Origin of the sequence: Pseudomonas sp. NPDC089392 (assembly GCF_044749595.1) — a bacterium.
Classification (GTDB): Bacteria; Pseudomonadota; Gammaproteobacteria; order Pseudomonadales; family Pseudomonadaceae; genus Aquipseudomonas.
On the sequence record NZ_JBIVIF010000005.1, the window covers coordinates 25,347 to 44,583 of the forward strand.

15 protein-coding genes are annotated in these 19,237 nt (G+C 64.7%); 5 read left to right on the top strand and 10 right to left on the bottom strand.

Annotated features, from left to right (window positions below):
- Positions 1-178 precede the first annotated feature (178 nt).
- Entirely contained in the window at positions 179-2,665 is a 2,487-nt protein-coding gene (plsB, locus tag ACIP1G_RS07020) for a glycerol-3-phosphate 1-O-acyltransferase PlsB (protein WP_400734969.1), read from the top strand.
- A 447-nt stretch (positions 2,666-3,112) separates the two neighbouring features.
- Positions 3,113-3,799, top strand: a complete 687-nt coding sequence (locus ACIP1G_RS07025; protein ID WP_400734970.1) for a DUF4197 domain-containing protein — start codon at positions 3,113-3,115, stop codon at positions 3,797-3,799.
- 138 nt (positions 3,800-3,937) lie between these two features.
- Here the strand turns inward: ACIP1G_RS07025 and ACIP1G_RS07030 are convergent, their stop codons facing one another.
- Positions 3,938-7,003: an efflux RND transporter permease subunit gene (locus tag ACIP1G_RS07030; protein WP_400734972.1), complete on the bottom strand. Its 3,066-nt coding sequence runs from the start codon at positions 7,001-7,003 to the stop codon at positions 3,938-3,940.
- Between the two features lie 6 nt (positions 7,004-7,009).
- Positions 7,010-8,110: an efflux RND transporter periplasmic adaptor subunit gene (locus ACIP1G_RS07035; RefSeq protein ID WP_400734974.1), complete on the bottom strand. Its 1,101-nt coding sequence runs from the start codon at positions 8,108-8,110 to the stop codon at positions 7,010-7,012.
- A 710-nt stretch (positions 8,111-8,820) separates the two neighbouring features.
- Here ACIP1G_RS07035 and ACIP1G_RS07040 point away from each other — a divergent pair.
- Positions 8,821-9,462: a TetR/AcrR family transcriptional regulator gene (locus tag ACIP1G_RS07040; RefSeq protein ID WP_400735285.1), complete on the top strand. Its 642-nt coding sequence runs from the start codon at positions 8,821-8,823 to the stop codon at positions 9,460-9,462.
- Between the two features lie 123 nt (positions 9,463-9,585).
- Here ACIP1G_RS07040 and ACIP1G_RS07045 read toward each other — a convergent pair whose 3' ends face one another.
- Complete coding sequence (locus tag ACIP1G_RS07045) at positions 9,586-10,362, bottom strand: class I SAM-dependent methyltransferase (RefSeq protein WP_400734975.1); 777 nt, start codon at positions 10,360-10,362, stop codon at positions 9,586-9,588.
- A 103-nt stretch (positions 10,363-10,465) separates the two neighbouring features.
- Here ACIP1G_RS07045 and ACIP1G_RS07050 point away from each other — a divergent pair, with 103 nt between their 5' ends.
- A complete protein-coding gene (locus ACIP1G_RS07050; protein ID WP_400734977.1) occupies positions 10,466-11,086 on the top strand; it encodes an energy transducer TonB in 621 nt (206 codons plus the stop codon).
- A 2-nt stretch (positions 11,087-11,088) separates the two neighbouring features.
- Here ACIP1G_RS07050 and ACIP1G_RS07055 read toward each other — a convergent pair whose 3' ends face one another.
- The 7 genes from ACIP1G_RS07055 to ppc form a co-directional block, all read right to left on the bottom strand.
- The gene (locus ACIP1G_RS07055; RefSeq protein WP_400734979.1) at positions 11,089-11,778 is read right to left on the bottom strand and encodes an extensin family protein; all 690 of its coding nucleotides are present in this window, start codon (positions 11,776-11,778) and stop codon (positions 11,089-11,091) included.
- A complete protein-coding gene (locus ACIP1G_RS07060) occupies positions 11,778-12,608 on the bottom strand; it encodes an oxaloacetate decarboxylase (RefSeq protein WP_400734981.1) in 831 nt (276 codons plus the stop codon). The genes ACIP1G_RS07055 and ACIP1G_RS07060 overlap by 1 nt, the downstream gene beginning before the upstream one ends.
- 30 nt (positions 12,609-12,638) lie before the next feature.
- Positions 12,639-13,508: a DUF72 domain-containing protein gene (locus ACIP1G_RS07065; protein ID WP_400734983.1), complete on the bottom strand. Its 870-nt coding sequence runs from the start codon at positions 13,506-13,508 to the stop codon at positions 12,639-12,641.
- Between the two features lie 3 nt (positions 13,509-13,511).
- A complete protein-coding gene (locus ACIP1G_RS07070; protein WP_400734985.1) occupies positions 13,512-13,802 on the bottom strand; it encodes a hypothetical protein in 291 nt (96 codons plus the stop codon).
- Between the two features lie 131 nt (positions 13,803-13,933).
- Positions 13,934-14,608 (bottom strand): tRNA (adenosine(37)-N6)-threonylcarbamoyltransferase complex dimerization subunit type 1 TsaB, encoded by a 675-nt coding sequence (tsaB, locus tag ACIP1G_RS07075; protein WP_400734987.1) that lies wholly within the window; start codon positions 14,606-14,608, stop codon positions 13,934-13,936.
- Positions 14,609-14,916: 308 nt separating this feature from the next.
- Positions 14,917-15,567 (bottom strand): adenylate kinase, encoded by a 651-nt coding sequence (gene adk, locus ACIP1G_RS07080; protein WP_029885102.1) that lies wholly within the window; start codon positions 15,565-15,567, stop codon positions 14,917-14,919.
- A 257-nt stretch (positions 15,568-15,824) separates the two neighbouring features.
- Positions 15,825-18,452: a phosphoenolpyruvate carboxylase gene (gene ppc / locus ACIP1G_RS07085; protein ID WP_400734989.1), complete on the bottom strand. Its 2,628-nt coding sequence runs from the start codon at positions 18,450-18,452 to the stop codon at positions 15,825-15,827.
- Between the two features lie 267 nt (positions 18,453-18,719).
- Between ppc and ACIP1G_RS07090 the strand changes: the two genes are divergently transcribed.
- Entirely contained in the window at positions 18,720-19,061 is a 342-nt protein-coding gene (locus ACIP1G_RS07090; RefSeq protein WP_400734991.1) for a pilin assembly protein, read from the top strand.
- The last annotated feature ends 176 nt before the right edge of the window (positions 19,062-19,237 follow it).

The following is a 19,237-nucleotide window of genomic DNA, read 5'->3' on the forward strand; positions in this document are numbered from 1 at the left end:
GCCCCGTACCAACGCCGCTTGCCGAAATACCCTGCAAGTGGCAGGCCGAGTATATGACACAGAACAAAAAAAATTGATGACGGTCCCGCTGTTAGCCGATTTTTGCTGAACTTACGCACATACGGCAGACTAAATAGCTGGATACTCACCTGAACATCACACCCAGGGCACTCACCCCATGACCCGTTCCCCCCTGCGCCGCCTGATTTTCGGCGCCCTGCGTCGCCTGTTGTACCTGTGGGTGCGCTCCGAGACCATCAACCAGTCTTCCATGTCATTGAACCTGGACCGCAGCCGGCCAGTGTTCTATGCCCTGCCGTCACCGGCGCTCACCGACCTGGCCGTACTCGACCACGAGTGCACCAAGGCGGGGCTGCCGCGTCCGGTGCTGCCGGTAGCGGTCGGCTCACTCCACGAGCCTGCGGCGTTCTTCTACCTGACCCCCGACCCGGACTGGCTCGGCCGCCAGGACAAGCGCGGCGCCCCGCCCACGCTTGAGCGCCTGGTCGCAGCCATCAGCCAGCATGCCGAGGAAGATGCGCAGATCATTCCGGTCAGCGTGTTCTGGGGCCAGACCCCAGCCAGCGAATCCAGCCCATGGAAGCTGCTGTTCGCCGACAGCTGGGCGGTGACCGGGCGCCTGCGCCGGCTGCTGACGGTGCTGATCCTGGGGCGCAAGACCCGGGTGCAGTTCTCTGCACCGATCCACCTGCGCGAACTGGTGCAGCACAACAAGGGCCACGAGCGCACCGTGCGCATGGCCCAGCGCCTGATGCGCGTGCATTTTCGCAACCTCAAGACCGCCGTCATCGGCCCGGACATCTCGCACCGGCGCAACCTGGTCAAAGGCCTGGTCCACGCCCCGCAGGTGCGCCAGGCCATCGCCGACGAGGCGCAGCGCGAGAACCTGCCTCTGGCCAAGGCCGAAGCCCAGGCGCTGCGCTACGGCAACGAGATCGCTTCGGACTATACCTACACCGCTATCCGTTTCCTCGAAGTGGTGCTCAGCTGGTTCTGGAACAAGATCTACGACGGCATCAAGGTCAACCACATCGAGCAGGTGCAGGGCATTGCCCCTGGCCACGAAGTGATCTACGTACCGTGTCACCGCAGCCACATCGACTATCTGCTGCTGTCGTACCTGCTGTTCCGCAACGGCCTCACCCCGCCGCACGTGGCCGCCGGCATCAACCTCAACATGCCGGTGGTGGGCAACCTGCTGCGCCGTGGCGGCGCCTTCTTCATGCGCCGCACGTTCAAGGGCAACCCGCTGTATACCGCGGTGTTCAACGAGTACCTGCACACCCTGTACACCAAGGGCTTCCCGGTCGAGTACTTCGTCGAAGGCGGCCGTTCGCGCACCGGGCGCATGCTGCAGCCACGCACCGGGATGCTGGCCATCACCCTGCGCAGCTTCTTGCGCTCGTCGCGCACGCCGATCGTGTTCGTGCCGGTGTACATCGGCTACGAGCGCGTGCTCGAAGGCCGTACCTACCTGGGCGAGCTGCGCGGTGCCAGCAAGAAGAAAGAGTCGGTGTTCGACATCTTCAAGGTGTTCGGCGCGCTCAAGCAGCGCTTTGGCCAGGTCTACGTCAACTTCGGCGAACCGATCCGCCTGGCCGGTTTCCTTGATGAACAGCAGCCCGGCTGGCGTGAACAGGACCACGGCCCGCAGTTCCGCCCGGATTGGCTCAACGCCACCACCACCCGCCTGGGCGAAACCGTAGCCCGCCACCTCAACGAAGCGGCGGCGATCAACCCGGTAAACCTGGTGGCCCTGGCGCTGCTGTCCACCAGCCGCCTGGCCCTGGACGAACGCGCCCTGACCCGCGTGCTCGACCTGTACCTTGCCTTGCTGCGCCAGGTGCCCTACTCGCCGCACACCACCCTGCCCGACGGCGACGGCGCGGCGCTGATCGAGCACGTGCGTGGCATGAACCTGGTGGCCGAGCAGAAAGACGCCCTGGGCCGCATCCTGTACCTGGATGAAGGCAACGCGGTACTGATGACCTATTACCGCAACAACGTACTGCACATCTTCGCCCTGCCGGCGCTGCTGGCCAGCTTCTTCCTCAGCAGCTCGCGCATGAGCCGTGAACTGCTGGGCCAGTATGTGCACGCGCTGTACCCGTACCTGCAGGCCGAACTGTTCTTGCGCTGGACGCCTGAGCAACTGGACGAGGTGCTCGACCAGTGGCTGGCAGCGCTGGTCGAGCAAGGCCTGCTGCGCCTGGACAACGACGTATACGTACGCCCGGCACCAAGCTCGCGGCAGTTCGTGTTGCTGACCCTGCTCGCTCGCACCATCACCCAGACCTTGCAGCGCTTCTACATGGCCACTTCGCTGCTGCTCAACAGCGGGCAGAACAGCCTGAGCGCCGAAGAGCTGGAAGACCTGTGCGTGATGATGGCCCAGCGCCTGTCAATCCTGCATGGCCTGAACGCGCCGGAGTTCTTCGACAAGACATTGTTCCGCCACTTCATCCAGACCTTGCTCCAGCAGCGCGTGCTGCACACCGACGCGCAAGGCAAGCTGGGGTATCACGACAAGCTCGGCGAGTTGGCCGAGGGCGTGGCCAAGCGTGTGTTGTCGGCCGAGCTGCGGCTGTCGATCCGTCAGGTGGCGTTGCACCGGGAGGACGGGCTGGAGACTTCGACCATCTGAGATGTCCGTCATGACATTTATTGCGCCTGTGAGATCGAGCGCCGAAGTGTTCGCCTCGACACATTCAGCGCCTATGAGATCGAGCGCCGCCCGCGCGGCGCTTCGCGGCTAAAGCCGCTCCTACGTTTGTTTCGGGCCAATTATGCCTGTGGGATTCGCGCGCGAAGGCCTTGGCGCATGTCTCGATATCGCGTCGTACAAACAAGGCGGTCGCGCGCGCCTGGCACAGGAGGGACTGGCCCGAAACAAACGTAGGAGCGGGTTTACCCGCGAAGCGCCGCGCGGGCGGCGCTCGATCTCGCAGGCGCTGAAAATGTTCCGGTGAACACTTCGGCGCTCGATCTCACAGGCGCTGCAACCCTAACGGCGAACACCTGCAAGCCATGGTTGACAAGCCTCCCCCACCCGGCAAAATCCAAAGCCTTAACTGCTTACAAGGAAAGCTTCATGATCCGCACGTCCCTGCGCTTCACCACCCTGTGCGCCGGCCTGCTGCTGTCGGCCAGCGCCCTGGCCCTGTCGCTGGGTGACCTGACCCAGAAAGATGCCACCGGCGGCCTCAAGGACGCCCTGACCCAAGGCGCACAACTGGCCGTCAAGCAGCTGAGCACCCCGGGCGGCTTCAGCAACAACCCGGACGTGCGCATCGAGCTGCCGGGCAACCTCGGCAAGGCGGCCAAGGCGATGAAGATGTTCGGCAAGGGTGAACAGGTCGAAGCCCTGGAAACCAGCATGAACAAAGCCGCCGAGGCTGCCGTGCCGCAGGCCCAGGCGATTCTGGTGGATGCGGTGAAGAACATGAGCGTGACCGATGCCAAGGGCATCCTCAGCGGCGGCGACGACTCGGCCACCCAGTACCTGAACAAGAGCAGCCGCGAGCAGATCCGCGCCAAGTTCCTGCCGATCGTCAAGCAGGCCACCGACAAGGTCGGCGTGGCCCAGCAGTACAATGCCTTCGCTGCCCAGGCCAAAGGCCTCGGGCTGGTCAAGGATGACGCCAATATCGAGAACTACGTGACCGAAAAGGCGCTGGATGGCCTGTTCGAGATGATTGGCAAGCAAGAGCAGAGCATTCGCCAGAACCCGGCTGCAGCAGCTACCAGCCTGGCCAAGAAGGTTTTCGGCGCCCTGTGATGGCCCTGGGGGCTGCTGCGCAGCCCATCGCGACGCAAGGCCGCTCCTACACCGGAACGCGATCCCTCATGGATGTGCGATCGCCTGTAGGAGCGGCCTTGTGTCGCGATAGGAGGGCGAAGCCCTCCCCTGCGGTCCTCACCCCTTCTTCACCCTGAACCACGCCGCATACAACGCCGGCAGGAACAGCAGCGTCAGCACCGTGGCCACAATCAACCCACCCATGATCGCCACCGCCATCGGCCCGTAGAACACGCTGCGCGACAACGGGATCATCGCCAGCACCGCCGCCAGCGCGGTCAGCACGATCGGCCGGAAGCGCCGTACCGTGGCCTCGATGATCGCCTGCCAACGTTCCATCCCCGCCGCAATGTCCTGCTCGATCTGGTCCACCAGGATCACCGAGTTGCGCATGATCATCCCCGCCAGGGCAATGGTGCCGAGCATGGCGACAAAGCCGAACGGCTGGCGGAACACCAGCAGGAACAAGGTCACGCCAATCAGCCCCAGTGGTGCGGTAAGGAACACCATCACCGTGCGCGAGAAGCTGCGCAACTGAATCATCAGCAAGCTCAGCACCACCACCACGAACAGCGGCATGCCGGCATTCACCGACTTCTGCCCGCGCTCGGAGTCCTCCACCGTACCGCCCACTTCCAGCAGGTAGCCATCCGGCAGCTTGGCGCGAATCTCCCGCAGGGTCGGCTCGATCTGCTTCACCAGCGTCGCCGGTTGCTCCTTGTCGTAGATATCGGCGCGCACGGTCACCGTCGGCAAGCGGTTGCGGTGCCAGATGATGCCTTCCTCAAAGCCATACTCCAGGGTCGCCACCTGCGACAGCGCCACGCTCTGGCCGTTGTCGGTCGGCAGTGCCAGGCTGCCGAGGTTGCCCAGCTCGCTGCGCTCCTGCGGGGTACCGCGCAGCAGGATCTCGATCAGCTCGTTGTCCTCGCGGTACTGGCTGACCGTGGTGCCGGTCAGCGAGCTTTGCAGGAAGCTCGACAAGTGCGCGGTGCTCACGCCCAGGGCACGGGCACGGTCCTGATCGATCTCCAGGAACACCGCCTTGCTTGGCTCTTCCCAGTCCAGGTGCACGTTCACTACATGCGGGTTCTCGCGCACCTTGTCGGCCACTTCGCGGGCCAATGCACGGGCCTTCTCGATGTGCTCGCCAGTCACGCGGAACTGCACCGGGTAGCCCACGGGCGGGCCGTTTTCCAAGCGGGTGACCCGCGCGCGCAGGTCAGGGAACTGCTGGTCAATGGTGCTGATCAGCCAGCTGCGCAGGCGCTCACGGTCCTCCATCGACTTGGCCAGCACCACGAACTGGGCAAAGCTGGCCGCCGGCAGTTGCTGGTCCAGCGGCAGGTAGAAGCGCGGTGAACCAGTGCCAACGTAGGCCACATAGTTGTCGATGCCTTCCTGCTGCTTGAGCAGCGCCTCCAGTTGCTTGACCCGCTCGGCGGTATTGGCCAGCGAGGCGCCTTCGGCCAGCTTCAGGTCGACCATCAGCTCCGGGCGCCCGGAGGCCGGGAAGAACTGCTGGGGCACGAAGCGGAACAGCAGGATGCTGCCGACAAAGGCGGCAATGGTCAGCAGGATCACCGTCTTGCGCCGCCGCACGCACCACTCCACCACCCGCCGCACGCGGTTGTAGAACGGTGTGGCGTAAGGGTCTGGCGCATGGCCGTCCTTGCCATGGCGCGCGGCATGCAGCTTGGCCAGGTCTGGCAGCAGGCGCTCGCCCAGATAAGGCACGAACACCACGGCCGCCACCCACGAAGTCAGCAAGGCAATGGTCACCACCTGGAAGATCGAGCGAGTGTACTCGCCGGTGCTGGAGGCCGCCGTGGCAATGGGCAAGAAGCCCGCAGCGGTGATCAGGGTGCCGGTGAGCATCGGGAAGGCTGTGCTGCTCCAGGCATAGCTGGCCGCCTTGAGGCGGTCATAGCCCTGCTCCATCTTGATCGCCATCATCTCCACGGCAATGATCGCGTCGTCCACCAGCAAGCCCAGGGCCAGCACCAGCGCACCCAGGGAAATCTTGTGCAGGCCGATACCGAAGTAATGCATGGCGGCAAAGGTCATCGCCAGTACCAGGGGAATGGCCAACGCCACTACCAGGCCGGTGCGCAGGCCCAGGGAGAAGAAGCTCACCAGCAGCACGATGACCAGCGCCTCGACCAGTACCTGGACAAACTCGCCCACGCCGGCCTTGACCGCCGCCGGCTGGTCCGAGACCTTGCGCAGTTCCATGCCGGCCGGCAGGTTGCGCGCCAGGCGCTCGAACTCGCCTTCCAGCGCCTTGCCCAGCACCAGGATGTCGCCGCCGGCCTTCATCGACACCGCCAGGCCAATGGCATCTTCGCCCATGAAGCGCATGCGAGGTGCGGGCGGGTCGTTGAAGCCGCGGTGCACATCGGCCACATCACCGATACGGAAGGTACGGTCACCGACGCGAATGGGGAACAGGCGAATTTGCTCGACGCTGTCGAAGCGCCCGCTCACCCGCAGTTGCAGGCGCTCGCTGGGCGTCTCGAAGAAGCCGGCGGTGCTCACCGCGTTCTGCTCCTTCAGGGCCTGCTGCACGGCCTCCAGCGGCACGCCGAGGGTGGCCAGCTTGAGGTTGGACAGCTCGATCCAGACCTTCTCGTCCTGCAGGCCGATCAGCTCGACCTTGCCCACATCCTTGACCCGCTGCAGCTGGATCTGGATACGGTCTGCGTAATCCTTGAGCACGGCATAGTCAAAGCCTTCACCGGTCAGCGCATAGATGTTGCCGAAGGTGGTGCCGAACTCGTCGTTGAAGAACGGGCCCTGGATTTCCGGTGGCAAGGTGTGGCGGATGTCCGCGACCTTCTTGCGGATCTGATACCACAGCTCGGGAATGTCCTTGGAATGCAGCGAGTCGCGGGCCATGAAGGTGACCTGCGATTCACCAGGACGGGAGAACGAGACGATCTTCTCGTACTCGCCGGTTTCCATCAGCTTCTTCTCGATGCGTTCGGTGACCTGGCGCGACACTTCCTCGGCAGTAGCCCCCGGCCAAAGGGTGCGGATGACCATGGCCTTGAAGGTGAACGGCGGGTCCTCGCTCTGGCCCAGCTTGGTGTAGGACATGGCGCCAATGGCCGCCAGCAGGATCATCAGGAACAGGACGATCTGGCGGTTGCGCAGCGCCCAGGCAGAAAGGTTGAAACCCATCGGGACTTACTCCTTGGCCGTCAGGTTCACTACACGGTTGGTACGGTCCACGGGGCGTACCTCCTGGCCCTCGCGCAGTACATGGCCACCGGCGGCAACCACCCAGTCGCCCGGGGCCAGGCCCTCCAGCACCGGCACGCTTTCGCTGCCGTACGCCCCCAGGCGCACCACTGCCCGCTCCAGGCGGCTGTCCTTGTTGACCCGCCAGACATAGGCCTGGCCGTTTTCTGCTGTAACTGCCGACAGCGGCACCGCCAGCGGGATCTGCCCTTCATGGGCGATGTACACCCGCGCGCTCTGGCCCAGCTCGGCCGGTGTGGCCGCCGAGGTGAAGGCGATGCGTGCGGCGAAGGTGCGCGATCGCGGGTCGGCGGCCGGTGACAGCTCGCGGATGCGCCCCTGGAAGCGCTGTTGCGGGTGCGACCACAGTTCCACGCTCACCGGCTGGCCCACGGCGAAGCGGGCGAATTGCTGCTCTGGCAGGCCGATGGCCACTTCCCGCTCGCCATCGGCGGCGAGGGTGAAGACCGTCTGCCCGGCGGCGACCACCTGGCCCACTTCGACCTGGCGCTTGGCGATCACCCCGGCCTGCGGCGCGCGCAGCACGGCATATTCGGCCTGGTTGCCGGCCACGTCGAACTCGGCCTTGGCCTGCTTCAGGCGGGCAAGGCCTGCACGGTAGAGGTTTTCGGCATTGTCGAACTGGGAGTGGCTGACCATCTGCCGGTCCAGCAGCTTCTGATAGCGGTCGCGCTCGGCGCGTACCAGCGACAGGTTGGCCTCGGCAGCCGCCATCTGGGCGCGGTTGGCCTCCAGTTGCAGGCGCACGTCCTGTGGGTCCAGTTCGGCCAGCGGCTGGTCAGCCTTGACCCGCTGCCCCTCTTCGACCAGGCGTTTGCTGACCTTGCCGCCAATGCGGAAGGCCAGCTCGGGCTCGAAGCGCGCGCGCACTTCACCGGGGTAACTGTCGGCAGCGGCTTCGGCCGGCTGCGGCTGCACCACCAGCGCCGGGCGTGGAGCAGCAGGCGGGGCGGCTTCCTGGCCACACGCTGCCAGAAGCAGGGCAGCGGCGGCAGGCAAGGCGATGGACAAGGCATGGCGCAACATGATGAATCCTTTCGCGGAGTGCACTTCGAATATTTGTACTGGCGGGTATATTAAGTCAGGTTAGCGGTGGCGGGAAGGGTGTGCGGGGTGGTTTTTGCGGGGGTATGGCTGACAGGGGTTCGGCGGGCGATTTGCAGTGCCTGTTGAGGGTTCGACGAGAGAGATTCGGCGCCTGGTGGGGGTTCGACGAAAGGGATTCAGCGCCTGGGAGATCGAGCGCCGTAGATGTTCACCGCAACATTTTCAGCGCCTGCGAGATCGAGCGCCGCCCGCGCGGCGCTTCGCGGCTAAAGCCGCTCCTACGTTTGTTTCGGGCCAGTTATGCCTGTGGGATTTGCGCGCGAACGCCTTGGCGCATGGCTCGATATCGCGTCGTACAAACAAGGCGGTCGCGCGCGTCTGCCACAGGATGGACTGGTCCGAAACAAACGTAGGAGCGGCTTTAGCCGCGAAGCGCCGCGCGGGCGGCGCTCGATCTCGCAGGCGCTGCAAATGCTTCGGTGAACACCTGCGGCGCTCGATCTCATAGGCGCTGAAAATGTTTCGGTGAACACCTGCGGCGCTCGATCTCACAGGCGCTGCAACCCTCCCGCCAAACACCTGCCAGCTCGACCGCCACTAACGCAAGCTCGACACCCTTTTCCAGATATTCAGCCTGGCTTTAGCCGGATGGCGTCTGACCCGTTAAGATGAGCGACTCTTCAACCAGATTGCAGACCACAATGTCCAACGACGCACCCATCGGCCCGGGCCGGCCCAAGGACCTGGCCAAGCGCGAGGCGATTCTCGAAGCGGCCAAGTCGCTGTTCTTAAGCCTTGGCTACGCCAACACCAGCATGGATGCGGTCGCTGCGGCGGCAGGTGTTTCGAAGCTCACCGTGTACAGCCACTTTACCGACAAGCAGACGCTGTTCTGCTCGGCGGTCATGGCTACTTGTCAGTTGCAGTTGCCCGACCTGCTGTTCGAGTACCCCGAGGGGGAGCCGGTGGAAGAAGTGCTGCTGACCATCGCCCGTGGTTTCCAGGCGCTGATCAGCAGTGACGAGGCGGTCAAGCTCAGCCGCCTGATCATGGCCCAGGGCAGCCTGGACCCGAGTTTTGGCGAGTACTTCTACGAGGCCGGGCCTAAGCGGGTGCTGGCGGGGATGGAAGCGCTGCTGCGTGGCGCGGATGAGCGTGGGTTGCTGCGTATCGACAACCCACTGCGGGCGGCGGAGCATTTCTTCTGCCTGGTCAAGGGCGCGCCGGATTACCGGTTGTTGCTGGGGTGTGCGGGGCCGCTGCAAGGTGATGAAGCCGAAGCGCATGTACGTGAGGTGGTTGGAGTGTTCTTGCGGGCGTTCCAGCCCTGATTTCTGCATGCCTGTGCGGGCCTCTTCGCGGGTAAACCCGCTCCCACAGGGATATCACAGGTTTCAAGCACTGTACGGCACCTGTGGGAGCGGCTTTAGCCGCGAAGAGGCCGGAACAGGGGATCAAGCCTTCAGGGCTTTCTTCGGATAGATGTCATACCGGCTCGACTTGCCCTCCAGGCTATGGCTCGGCTTCGGCCCATCGATAATCGGCGCCTTGCGCGGCCGCTTTACCACCACCCGGTGGCTGGCCAGTGCCAGGGCGGCTTCGAGCAGCGCCGGGGCATCCAGGTCATCGCCCACCAAAGGCCGGAATACGCGCATTTCCTTCTTCACCAGCGCGCTCTTGTCGCGGTGCGGGAACATCGGATCGAGGTAGATTACCTGCGGCGCCTCACCTTCCCAGGCGCGCATACGCTCAATGGCATTGCCGGTCAGCAGGCGCATGCGCTCGACAATCGGCCCCACCTCATCATCCACACGAGCGCGCGCCAGGCCATCCTCCAGCAGCGCGGCAATCAGCGGCTGGCGCTCGATCAGGGTCATCTGGCAGCCCAGGCTGGCCAGCACGAACGCGTCCTTGCCCAGACCTGCCGTGGCATCCAGCACCTGCGGCCGCACGCCCTGGGCGATACCCACGGCCTTGGCGATCATCTGCCCGTTACCACCGCCAAACTGGCGTCGGTGCGCGGCCTGGCCCTCTACGAAGTCCACCCGCACCGGCCCCGGTGCCTGTGGGCCCAGTTGCTGGATCTGCAAGCCATCAATGCCCACCTGCACGGCAAACCCGGCGGCATCGTCCTGCAGCGGCAGCGCCAGGCGCTCGGCCCATGCGGCGGCTTGTGCCTCGAATTCAGCCGACAGTGCCTCGACCCGGATACCTGTGCCCTGCTCTTCCATCTTTAACACCTAGAAATTGAACCCAGCCATTAAGGTATCGGCCGCCACGGCCGATACAGGCAATATCCCGCTATTCTGCCAGAGCACAACGCGCGCGACTGCCATGTCAGATACTCTTCCCATCGGCTTGACCTATTTGTCGCCTGTCGGCAACTACAGTCAGCACAACACCCAGGCACTCGGGGGCGTCAGCCACCTGTGGCAGGATTTCTTTGCCCGGGCCATGGCCGAGCAGCAGGAAGAGCCGGTAGACAGCGTCAGCCAGTCGTTCGTGCAGTACGACCAGGACAGCGGCGAGCCCATCGGCGGCGCCCGCGCGCTGGCCATGATCGACGCTCAACGCACCTGCCCGGTGCAAGACACCGTGGTGGCACCACCCGAGCCGCTGTTCCTGCCCAAGGCAGAACTGGAAGCCAAACTGCTGCCGCCCGCTCCCGAGCCGTTCAGCGCCATGGAACTGATCGAGCAGCAGCGCCAGCTCGACATCAACAACAGCTGGCTGCGCCCGGTGGTAATGAGCCAGGGCCAGCCGATTGCCGAGCCCGGCCCGGGCCCTGCTCCACGCTCGCTGTTCCTGCCCATTGCCGAGTTCGAGACACACCTGCTGGACCCGGCCCCGGAACCGTTCGACGACGCCACCCTGGCCAAGCAGCAGAACGACCTGAAGTTCGATATCCACTGGGCGCGCCCGGTGGTGCTGAACAACGTGCGCGCCTACGCCTGAGGCTAACGGCAGACCTGCCAGCGCCCCATGTCCAAATGAAAGTGGTTGTGGTGCGCGGCGTTATAGCCCGGCCCCAGTACCGTGCTAAAGCGTTCGCAAGCCGCCTGCTGCACCTGACGCAAAAATTCCGCCTTCTGCCCGCCCGCCTGCCAGTCACGCGCCAGCACAATGCGCTGGCCGTCCTGCAGGCGAAAACCGCTGATGTCCAAGGCGTTGGCCGTGGCGTGCTGGCTCAAACGGCCATGCTTGCGGTGGTAGACGTTGCGGCAGGCAAAGCTGCCCAGGTGATCGACCTGCGCTACCGGCTGGCCCAGCACCCGTTGTGCGACAGGTTGCAAGCCATGGTACTCGAACAGCGCATAAGCCACCGCCAACGGGCAACTGGCCAGGAAGCTGCTGCTGAGCCGCGCCTGGCCACCTTCGATACGCCATACATTTTGCAGCGGGCAGTTGGCCGAGGCCGGGCTGTCGGCCTGTGCCCGGTAGCGTAACTGGCTGGTTTCCAGTGCCTGGCGGCACAGCACCGGGTCATCGCGAAGGCGCGACAGCTTGTAAGTAGTCAGCAGGTTGGGCGGTTGGCGCACGTCCAATGGCGCCCAAGGGTTCCACACCGCAGGCAGGCGCCAGCCGAAGTGCCAGGCCAGGCCGGCCAGTAATAGCAGGCCGGCCAGCAGCGCCAGCGCGGCCCGCATCAGCGGCGGAACAGGTCGTTGAGCTGGGCGAACGGCAGTGCCTGCTCCCCGTAGCCGAACGTGCCCTCATCACGAATTTCCAGCGCGGCCCGGTGAAACGCCCCGAGTGCCGCACGGGCCAGCGACGAACCGACACTGATGCGCCGTACGCCCAGGTCCTGCAACTGGTTGACGCTCAGCGCCACGCCCGCCATGCCCATCAGCACATTCACCGGCCGTGGTGCGACTGCCTGCACCACCGCGCGTATTTCTTCGACGGTGCGCAGCCCAGGGGCGTAGAGCACGTCGGCGCCAGCCTCGGCAAAGGCTTGCAGGCGCAGGATGGTATCGTCCAGGTCCATGCGCCCATGCAGCAGGTTTTCTGCCCGGGCACACAGGGTGAACGGGAACGGCAGGCTTCGCGCTGCCTGCACAGCTGCGCGTACACGCTCCACGGCCAGCCCGAACTCATAGATGGGCGCATCGCTACGGCCACTGGCATCCTCGATGGAGCCACCCACCAGGCCGGCCTCGGCAGCACGCAGAATGGTCTGGGCGCAATTTTCGGGGAGGTCGCCAAAGCCATTTTCCAGGTCCGCAGCCACCGGCAACGGCGTGGCATCGACGATCTCCCCGGCGTTGTCCAGGGTATCGTCCAGGCTCAACGCACCTTCGGCGTCCGGGCGGCCCAGGCTGAAGGCCAGGCCGGCACTGGTAGTCGCCAGCGCCTCGAAGCCCAGGCTGGCCAGCAGCTTGGCGGAACCTGCATCCCATGGGTTGGGGATAACGAACGCACCGTCACGCTCATGCAGCGCCTTGAAGGCTTCGGCTCGCAGGGTTTGCACATCCATGGTCTCAACCTCCGGCTGGTCAGGGAGTGGTTAGAGTAGTCCCAGTTGTTCGACCTCGGGGGCGCGCGGCAATTCCGGCAAAGGTGCCAGGCCTGGCAAGCGAGCCATCAGGCGCTGGTGGAAACGCTGGGCCAGGGCTGCTGCGAGGCGATTGTCCGACGTGTGCAGGAAGATGTAGGGGCTGCGGCCCTCCTCGATCCAACCGGCTACCTTGTCCACCCATGGCACAAGGAAGGTTTCGTTGGCCTGCAGTTCCGGATGGCCGATAAACCGCACCTGTGGGTGCTGGCTGAAGGCTGCCGGGCGCGGCGGTACCTTGGGCTTCTTCGACTGGGCGTGCAGCACCGCAGCATCGCGTGAGGTGCAACTGAACAAGGCACGCGGGTCAAGGCAAATGCGTTCCACGCCGCGCTCCAGCAGCAGCCGGTTGAGCACCCGCTCCTCTTCCCCCTTGGCAAAGAATGCCGGGTTGCGCACCTCCACGGCCACCGGCACGCTGATCTCGTCGAGGAAGTGACAAAGCTCGCCCAAACGTGCGGGGCCGAACTGGGCCGACAACTGCAGCCAGTACGGCGATACGCGCCGGCCCAGCGGGGCCATCAGGCGAGTGAAGTCGAAGGCGGGCTCAAGTTGATCACGCAGGTCACCTTCATGGCTGATGTCCCTGGGAAACTTGGCGGTGAAGCGAAAGTGTTCGGGCATCACCTGCGCCCAACGCGCAATCGTGCCGGGTGCGGGGCGTGCGTAAAAGGTGGTGTTGCCCTCGACGGCGTTAAATACCTGGCTATAGAAGCCAAGCATTTGATTATTTCTGACGTCGGCGGGGTACAGGTAGTCGCGCCAGGCGTTTTCGCTCCACGACGGGCAACCGAGAAAGTAAGGCAGTGGTGATGGACTCATCCACTAAATGTACAGGTCGAGCCCCAGTACTTCCATGTCCCAGTCGGTAAAACCGGCGGTGCTCAGGTAGCTGGCCAGTGCGGTGGCGGTGCGCCGGTCACGCGCGCGGGGGAAGATCATGTCCTGCTGGCGGGCTGGCAGGCCACCGCTACGACGGCGGGCGGTGGCTTCCTGCGGGGCGGCTTCGGCCTCTTCGATTACCTCGGCATCGTCGATGGCCTCGTCACGCAGCGCTGCCTTGCGCGGGGTGCGCTTGATCGGGTAGGACTGCGATGAAAAACCGTCGATACGCATGGCATGAGCACTCAGGACCAATGATGGCAATCTAGCAGCATCAGGGTTCCGTCGCTAATGCTTTAGTGATAACTGGACCACAGACCGCACAAAAGGTTTGAGTGCCACCGGTGCTAACCGACGAACAGCACTCAGCGCTTCTTGGGTGTGGCCACATTATCGCGCAGGTACACCGGTTGCGCCTGCTCGGCAGCGATCGCCTCACCGCGTGCACAGGCGAAGCTGGCCAGGCTGAGAACGTCCAGGGCGTTGGGCAAGGCACTGGCATTGCTGGCCGCTACTTGCACCGCCAGGCGCTCGGCATAGCCCCAACCGGTACCGGCACCGAACCACTCGCCATTACTACCTTCGGGTAGTGCTACCTGCTCGGGCGGCAATACTGCTTCGCGACCGACCAGGCGCATTTCGCCGGCTGTGGCCTGGTAGCAGCCCCAATACACTTCATCCATGCGCGCATCGATGGCGGCCGCCACTTGCTGCACGCCCTGTTCGCGCAATGCACCCTGGGCCAGTGCGGCCAGGTTGGACACTGGCAGCACCGGGCGCTCGAGTGCGAAGGCCAGGCCCTGGACCACGCCAATGGCGATACGCACGCCGGTGAACGCGCCCGGGCCACGGCCGAAGGCGATGGCATCCAGCGCATTCAGGCCCACGCCAGACTCGGCCAGCAGCTGCTTGATCATCGGCAGCAGCTTCTGGGCATGCATGCGCGGGATCACCTCGTAATGGCTGGTTACCTTGCCGTCATGCAGCAGCGCGACGGAACAGGCTTCGGTGGCGGTATCCAGGGCCAGCAGGGTGGTCATTGAACGGGTATCCAGGTGCAGGGGGAAAAGAGCGGCAGTATAGAGCAGCGGGGGCGTCGTGTCCCGAAGGGGCCGCTGTATGGCCTGCGGCATGACGCGATCCCTGTAGGAGCGGCCTTGCGTCGCGATGGGGCGCGCAGCGGCCCCACGATCTCAGCTTCGCCGCGAAAAATTGCCGGGGCCGCTTTGCGGCCCATCGCGACACAAGGCCGCTCCTACAGGGACCGCGTCAGGCCGCACTTTGCTGCGGGCCTCAAAACAACAACGGCCCGCAAGCGGGCCGTTGTAGAGGTGCGTCAGGTGCTGGATCAGCTCAAGGCTGCCAGGACCTTGGCGGTGATGGCTTCAACCGAGCCGACACCTTCGATGTGGCTGTACTTCGGCTTGCCGGCATTGGCAGCCGACAGCTTCTGGTAGAAGTCCACCAGCGGTTTGGTCTGGCTGTGGTAGACCGACAGGCGATGGCGAACGGTTTCTTCCTTGTCGTCGTCGCGCTGGATCAGGTCTTCGCCAGTGACGTCGTCCTTGCCTTCCACTTTCGGCGGGTTGTACTGAATGTGGTAGGTGCGGCCCGAGGCCAGGTGCACGCGGCGGCCAGCCATGCGGCCGACGATTTCTTCGTCGTCCACGGCAATTTCGACCACGGCGTCGATATCGACACCGGCAGCAACCATGGCTTCAGCTTGCGGGATGGTGCGTGGGAAGCCGTCGAACAGGCAGCCGTTGGCGCAATCTGGCTGGGCAATGCGCTCCTTGACCAGGCTGATGATCAGCTCGTCGGAGACCAGCTGGCCGGCATCCATGACTTTCTTCAGTTCCAGGCCCAGCGGGGTGCCGGCCTTGACGGCAGCACGCAGCATGTCACCGGTGGAAATCTGGGGGATACCGAACTTTTCGGTGATGAACTTTGCCTGAGTACCTTTACCGGCCCCGGGAGCTCCCAGCAGAATTACGCGCATCTCGTGCTCCTCAAATTTTTTTATGAAATTCAATGGATTCGGCGACCAGGGCCAAGTCCGGAAAATCGGGTATGACCATAAATCGGTCAGAAGGCTGCTCAAGATACACAGCGCTCGGCAGCCAGACAAGCGTCCCAAAGTTGCAGGAATGCGCCACTTGCGGCTGACCGGGCAGGCGGTTGCGCCCGGCGCAACCACCCTCCCCGTCCTTGTGCCGGGCCTGCACAGCACTCGCCCGGCATGCCCCGAGCATGCCCTCAGCCAGTGTTACGCAGGCCGGCGGCAATACCCGCCACAGTCACCAGCAAGGCCTGCTCCAACGGGCTGTCCAGAGCGGCTTCGCGGCTGCGCGAGCGGGCCAGCAACTCGGCCTGCAGGCGGTGCAGCGGGTCCAGGTAGGTGTTGCGCAGGCTGATGAATTCCAGCGTCTCGGGGCTGTGCGCCAGTAGCACCGGTTGCCCGGTCAGGCCCAGCACCACCTGGCAGGACTGCGACAATAGGTCGCGCAGGTGCGCACCTAATGGAAGCAAGTGCGGTTGCACCAGACGTTCGTCGTAGGCCTCGGCGATTTGCGCATCGGCTTTGGCCAGCACCATTTCCAGCATGTCGATGCGGGTGCGGAAGAACGGCCATTGTTCGCGCATCTGCGCCAGCAGCTCACCTTGGCCACGGGCCAAGGCGTTGCTCAGCGCGGTTTCCCAGCCCAGCCAGGCCGGCAGCATCAGGCGGGTCTGGGTCCAGCCGAAGATCCACGGGATGGCCCGCAGGCTTTCGATACCTCCGGCGCGGCGCTTGGCCGGGCGGCTGCCCAGCGGCAGGCGGCCCAACTCCTGCTCCGGCGTCGACTGGCGGAAGTACTCGACGAAATCGGGGTTTTCCCGCACCACACCGCGGTAGGCCTTGACGCCATCGGCGGCCAGCTGGTCCATCACCTCGCGCCAGGCCGCCTGCGGCGGCGGCGGTGGCAACAAGGTAGCCTCCAGTACAGCTGCCAGGTACAGGTTGAGGTTCTGCTCGGCAATGCCTGGCAAGCCGAACTTGAAGCGGATCATCTCGCCCTGCTCGGTGGTACGGAACCGCCCCGCCACCGACCCCGGTGGCTGCGACAGGATCGCCGCATGGGCCGGGCCACCGCCGCGGCCTACCGTGCCGCCACGGCCATGGAACAGCAACAGCTCGACCTGGTGCTCGGCGCAGATGCGCACCAGGTTTTCCTGGGCCCGGTACTGCGCCCAGGCTGCCGCAGTGGTGCCAGCATCCTTGGCCGAGTCGGAGTAACCTATCATGACCTCCTGCGGGCCGCGCAAGCCCGCGCGGTAGCCCGGCAAGCCGAGCAGGCGCTGCATCACCGGGCCGGCGTTGTCCAGGTCGGCCAGGGTTTCGAACAGCGGTACCACGCGCATGGGGCGGGTCAGGCCGGCTTCCTTGAGCAGCAGCTGCACCGCCAGCACATCCGAAGCGGCACCCGCCATGGAGATGACATAGGAACCCAACGAGGCGGCGGGTGCGGCGGCGATTTCGCGGCAGGTGGCCAGCACTTCGGCGGTATCTGCCTGCGGTTTGAAGTGCGCGGGCAGCAGCGGCCGGCGGTTCTTCAGCTCGGCCTGTAGGAAGTCTATGCGGCGCTCTTCATCCCAGTCGGCGTAGCGCCCCAAGCCCAGGTAGTCGGTGATTTCGGTCAGTGCATCACGGTGGCGGGCGGCGTCCTGGCGCACGTCCAGGCGGCCCAGGAACAGGCCGAAAGTGACGGCGCGGCGCAGGCAGTCGAGCAGCGGGCCTTCGGCGATCACGCCCATGCCGCATTCGTGCAGTGACTGGTAGCACAGCTCCAGCGGCGCGATAAGCTCGCGGTTATCCACCAGCACTTCGGCGCCGGCCGCTTGGCTGCTGGTCAGCGCCGAATGCGCCCAGGCCCGCGTAGCGCGCAGGCGGTCGCGCAGTTGCTTGAGCACGGCGCGGTAGGGTTCGGCACTGTCACCGACCTGTTCGCGCACAGCGTCGTTGGCCTGCTGCATGGACAACTCGGCGGCCAGTGCATCGATGTCGCGCAGGAACAGGTCAGCGGCCATCCAGCGCGCCAACAGCAGCACTTCACGGGTGACGGTGGCGGTTACGTTAGGGTTGCCGTCACGGTCACCGCCCATCCACGAGGCAAAGCGGATGGGCGCGGCCTCCAGCGGCAGGCGCAGGCCGGTCGCCTCCAGCAGGGCCTTGTCGACTTTGCGCAGGTGGCTGGGGATGGCCTGCCACAGTGAATGCTCGATCACCGCAAAGCCCCACTTGGCTTCGTCCACCGGCGTCGGCCGGGTGCGGCGGATTTCTTCGGTGTGCCAGGCCTCGGCGATCAGCCGGCGCAAGCGCTCACGCACCTGCTGGCGTTCGGCCGGGGTCAGGTCACGGTGGTCCTGGGCGGCCAGCTGGCCGGCAATGGCGTCGTACTTCTGGATCAAGGTGCGGCGGGCCACCTCGGTGGGGTGCGCGGTGAGCACCAGCTGGATATCGAGTTTGGCCAGTTGCCGGGCCAGGGCATCGTTGCTGTGGCCGGCCTGTTTCAGACGCGCCAGCAACTCGGGCAGTACTCGCGCTTCGAAAGGCTCGGGCTGGCCAGCGTCGCGGCGGCGAATCAGCTGGTACTGCTCAGCCATGTTGGCCAGGTTGAGGAACTGGTTGAAAGCCCTGGCAACCGGCAGCAAGTCTTCTTCGGCCAGGTCTGCCAGGGTCGAGCTCAGCTGCTCGCCAGCACCCCGGCGGTCAGCCTTGGCGCTGTGGCGGATGTCCTCGATCTTCTGCAGAAACGCCTCGCCATGCTGCTGGCGAATGGTTTCGCCGAGCAGCTCACCCAACACATGGACATCTTCACGCAAACGCACATCGATATCGGTCATTGGCCCTCTCCGTTACATCCCTTCCCGGCTTCACGCGATCCCATGTAGGAGCGGGTTCACCCGCGAAGAATCCAACGCGGTGTCGGGCACCGGCTGCGCCGGTGTTCGCGGGTGAACCCGCTCCTACAAAAGGGGGCCGCGATACATGCCCCCAAGAGTGCCCACAGCCGAGCAGCAATGGCAAGCCGCGATCTGCCAAAGCAAACTAGAGTAAAAGCACAGCACTCCCATGCACTGCAGCCATTCCAGGCATCAAAAGAGGTCATCATGAAAATCCGTGAACTCGCCCAGCACTGGGAACAGAATGCCGCCGGCACCCTCAGCCGCACGGGCCATGTCTTGCACCTGGACCTGGAGTCCGAAGCGCGCCTGGCCGCGCTGATCGACATGTACCCCAAGCGCACCGCCGAGGAACTGCTCGGCGAACTGGTGGCGGCGGCCCTTGAAGAACTGGAAGCCAGTTTTCCCTATGTGCAGGGCCGCCAGGTCATCGCCACTGATGAAGAAGGCGACCCGCTGTACGAGGACATTGGCCCTACGCCGCGTTTTCTATCCCTGTCACGACAGCACCTGCACAGCCTGAGCAACCCTGCCGCCGATAGCGAATAGCGGATGCTCGGTGTGTAGGGCGTTGGTATTGCAGCGCCTGGGAGATCGAGCGCCGCCAGGTGTTCACCGAAACATTTTTAGCGCCTATGAGATCGAGCGCCGCCCGCGCGGCGCTTCGCGGCTAAAGCCGCTCCTACATTTGTTTCGGGCCAATTATTCCTGTGGGATTTGCGCGC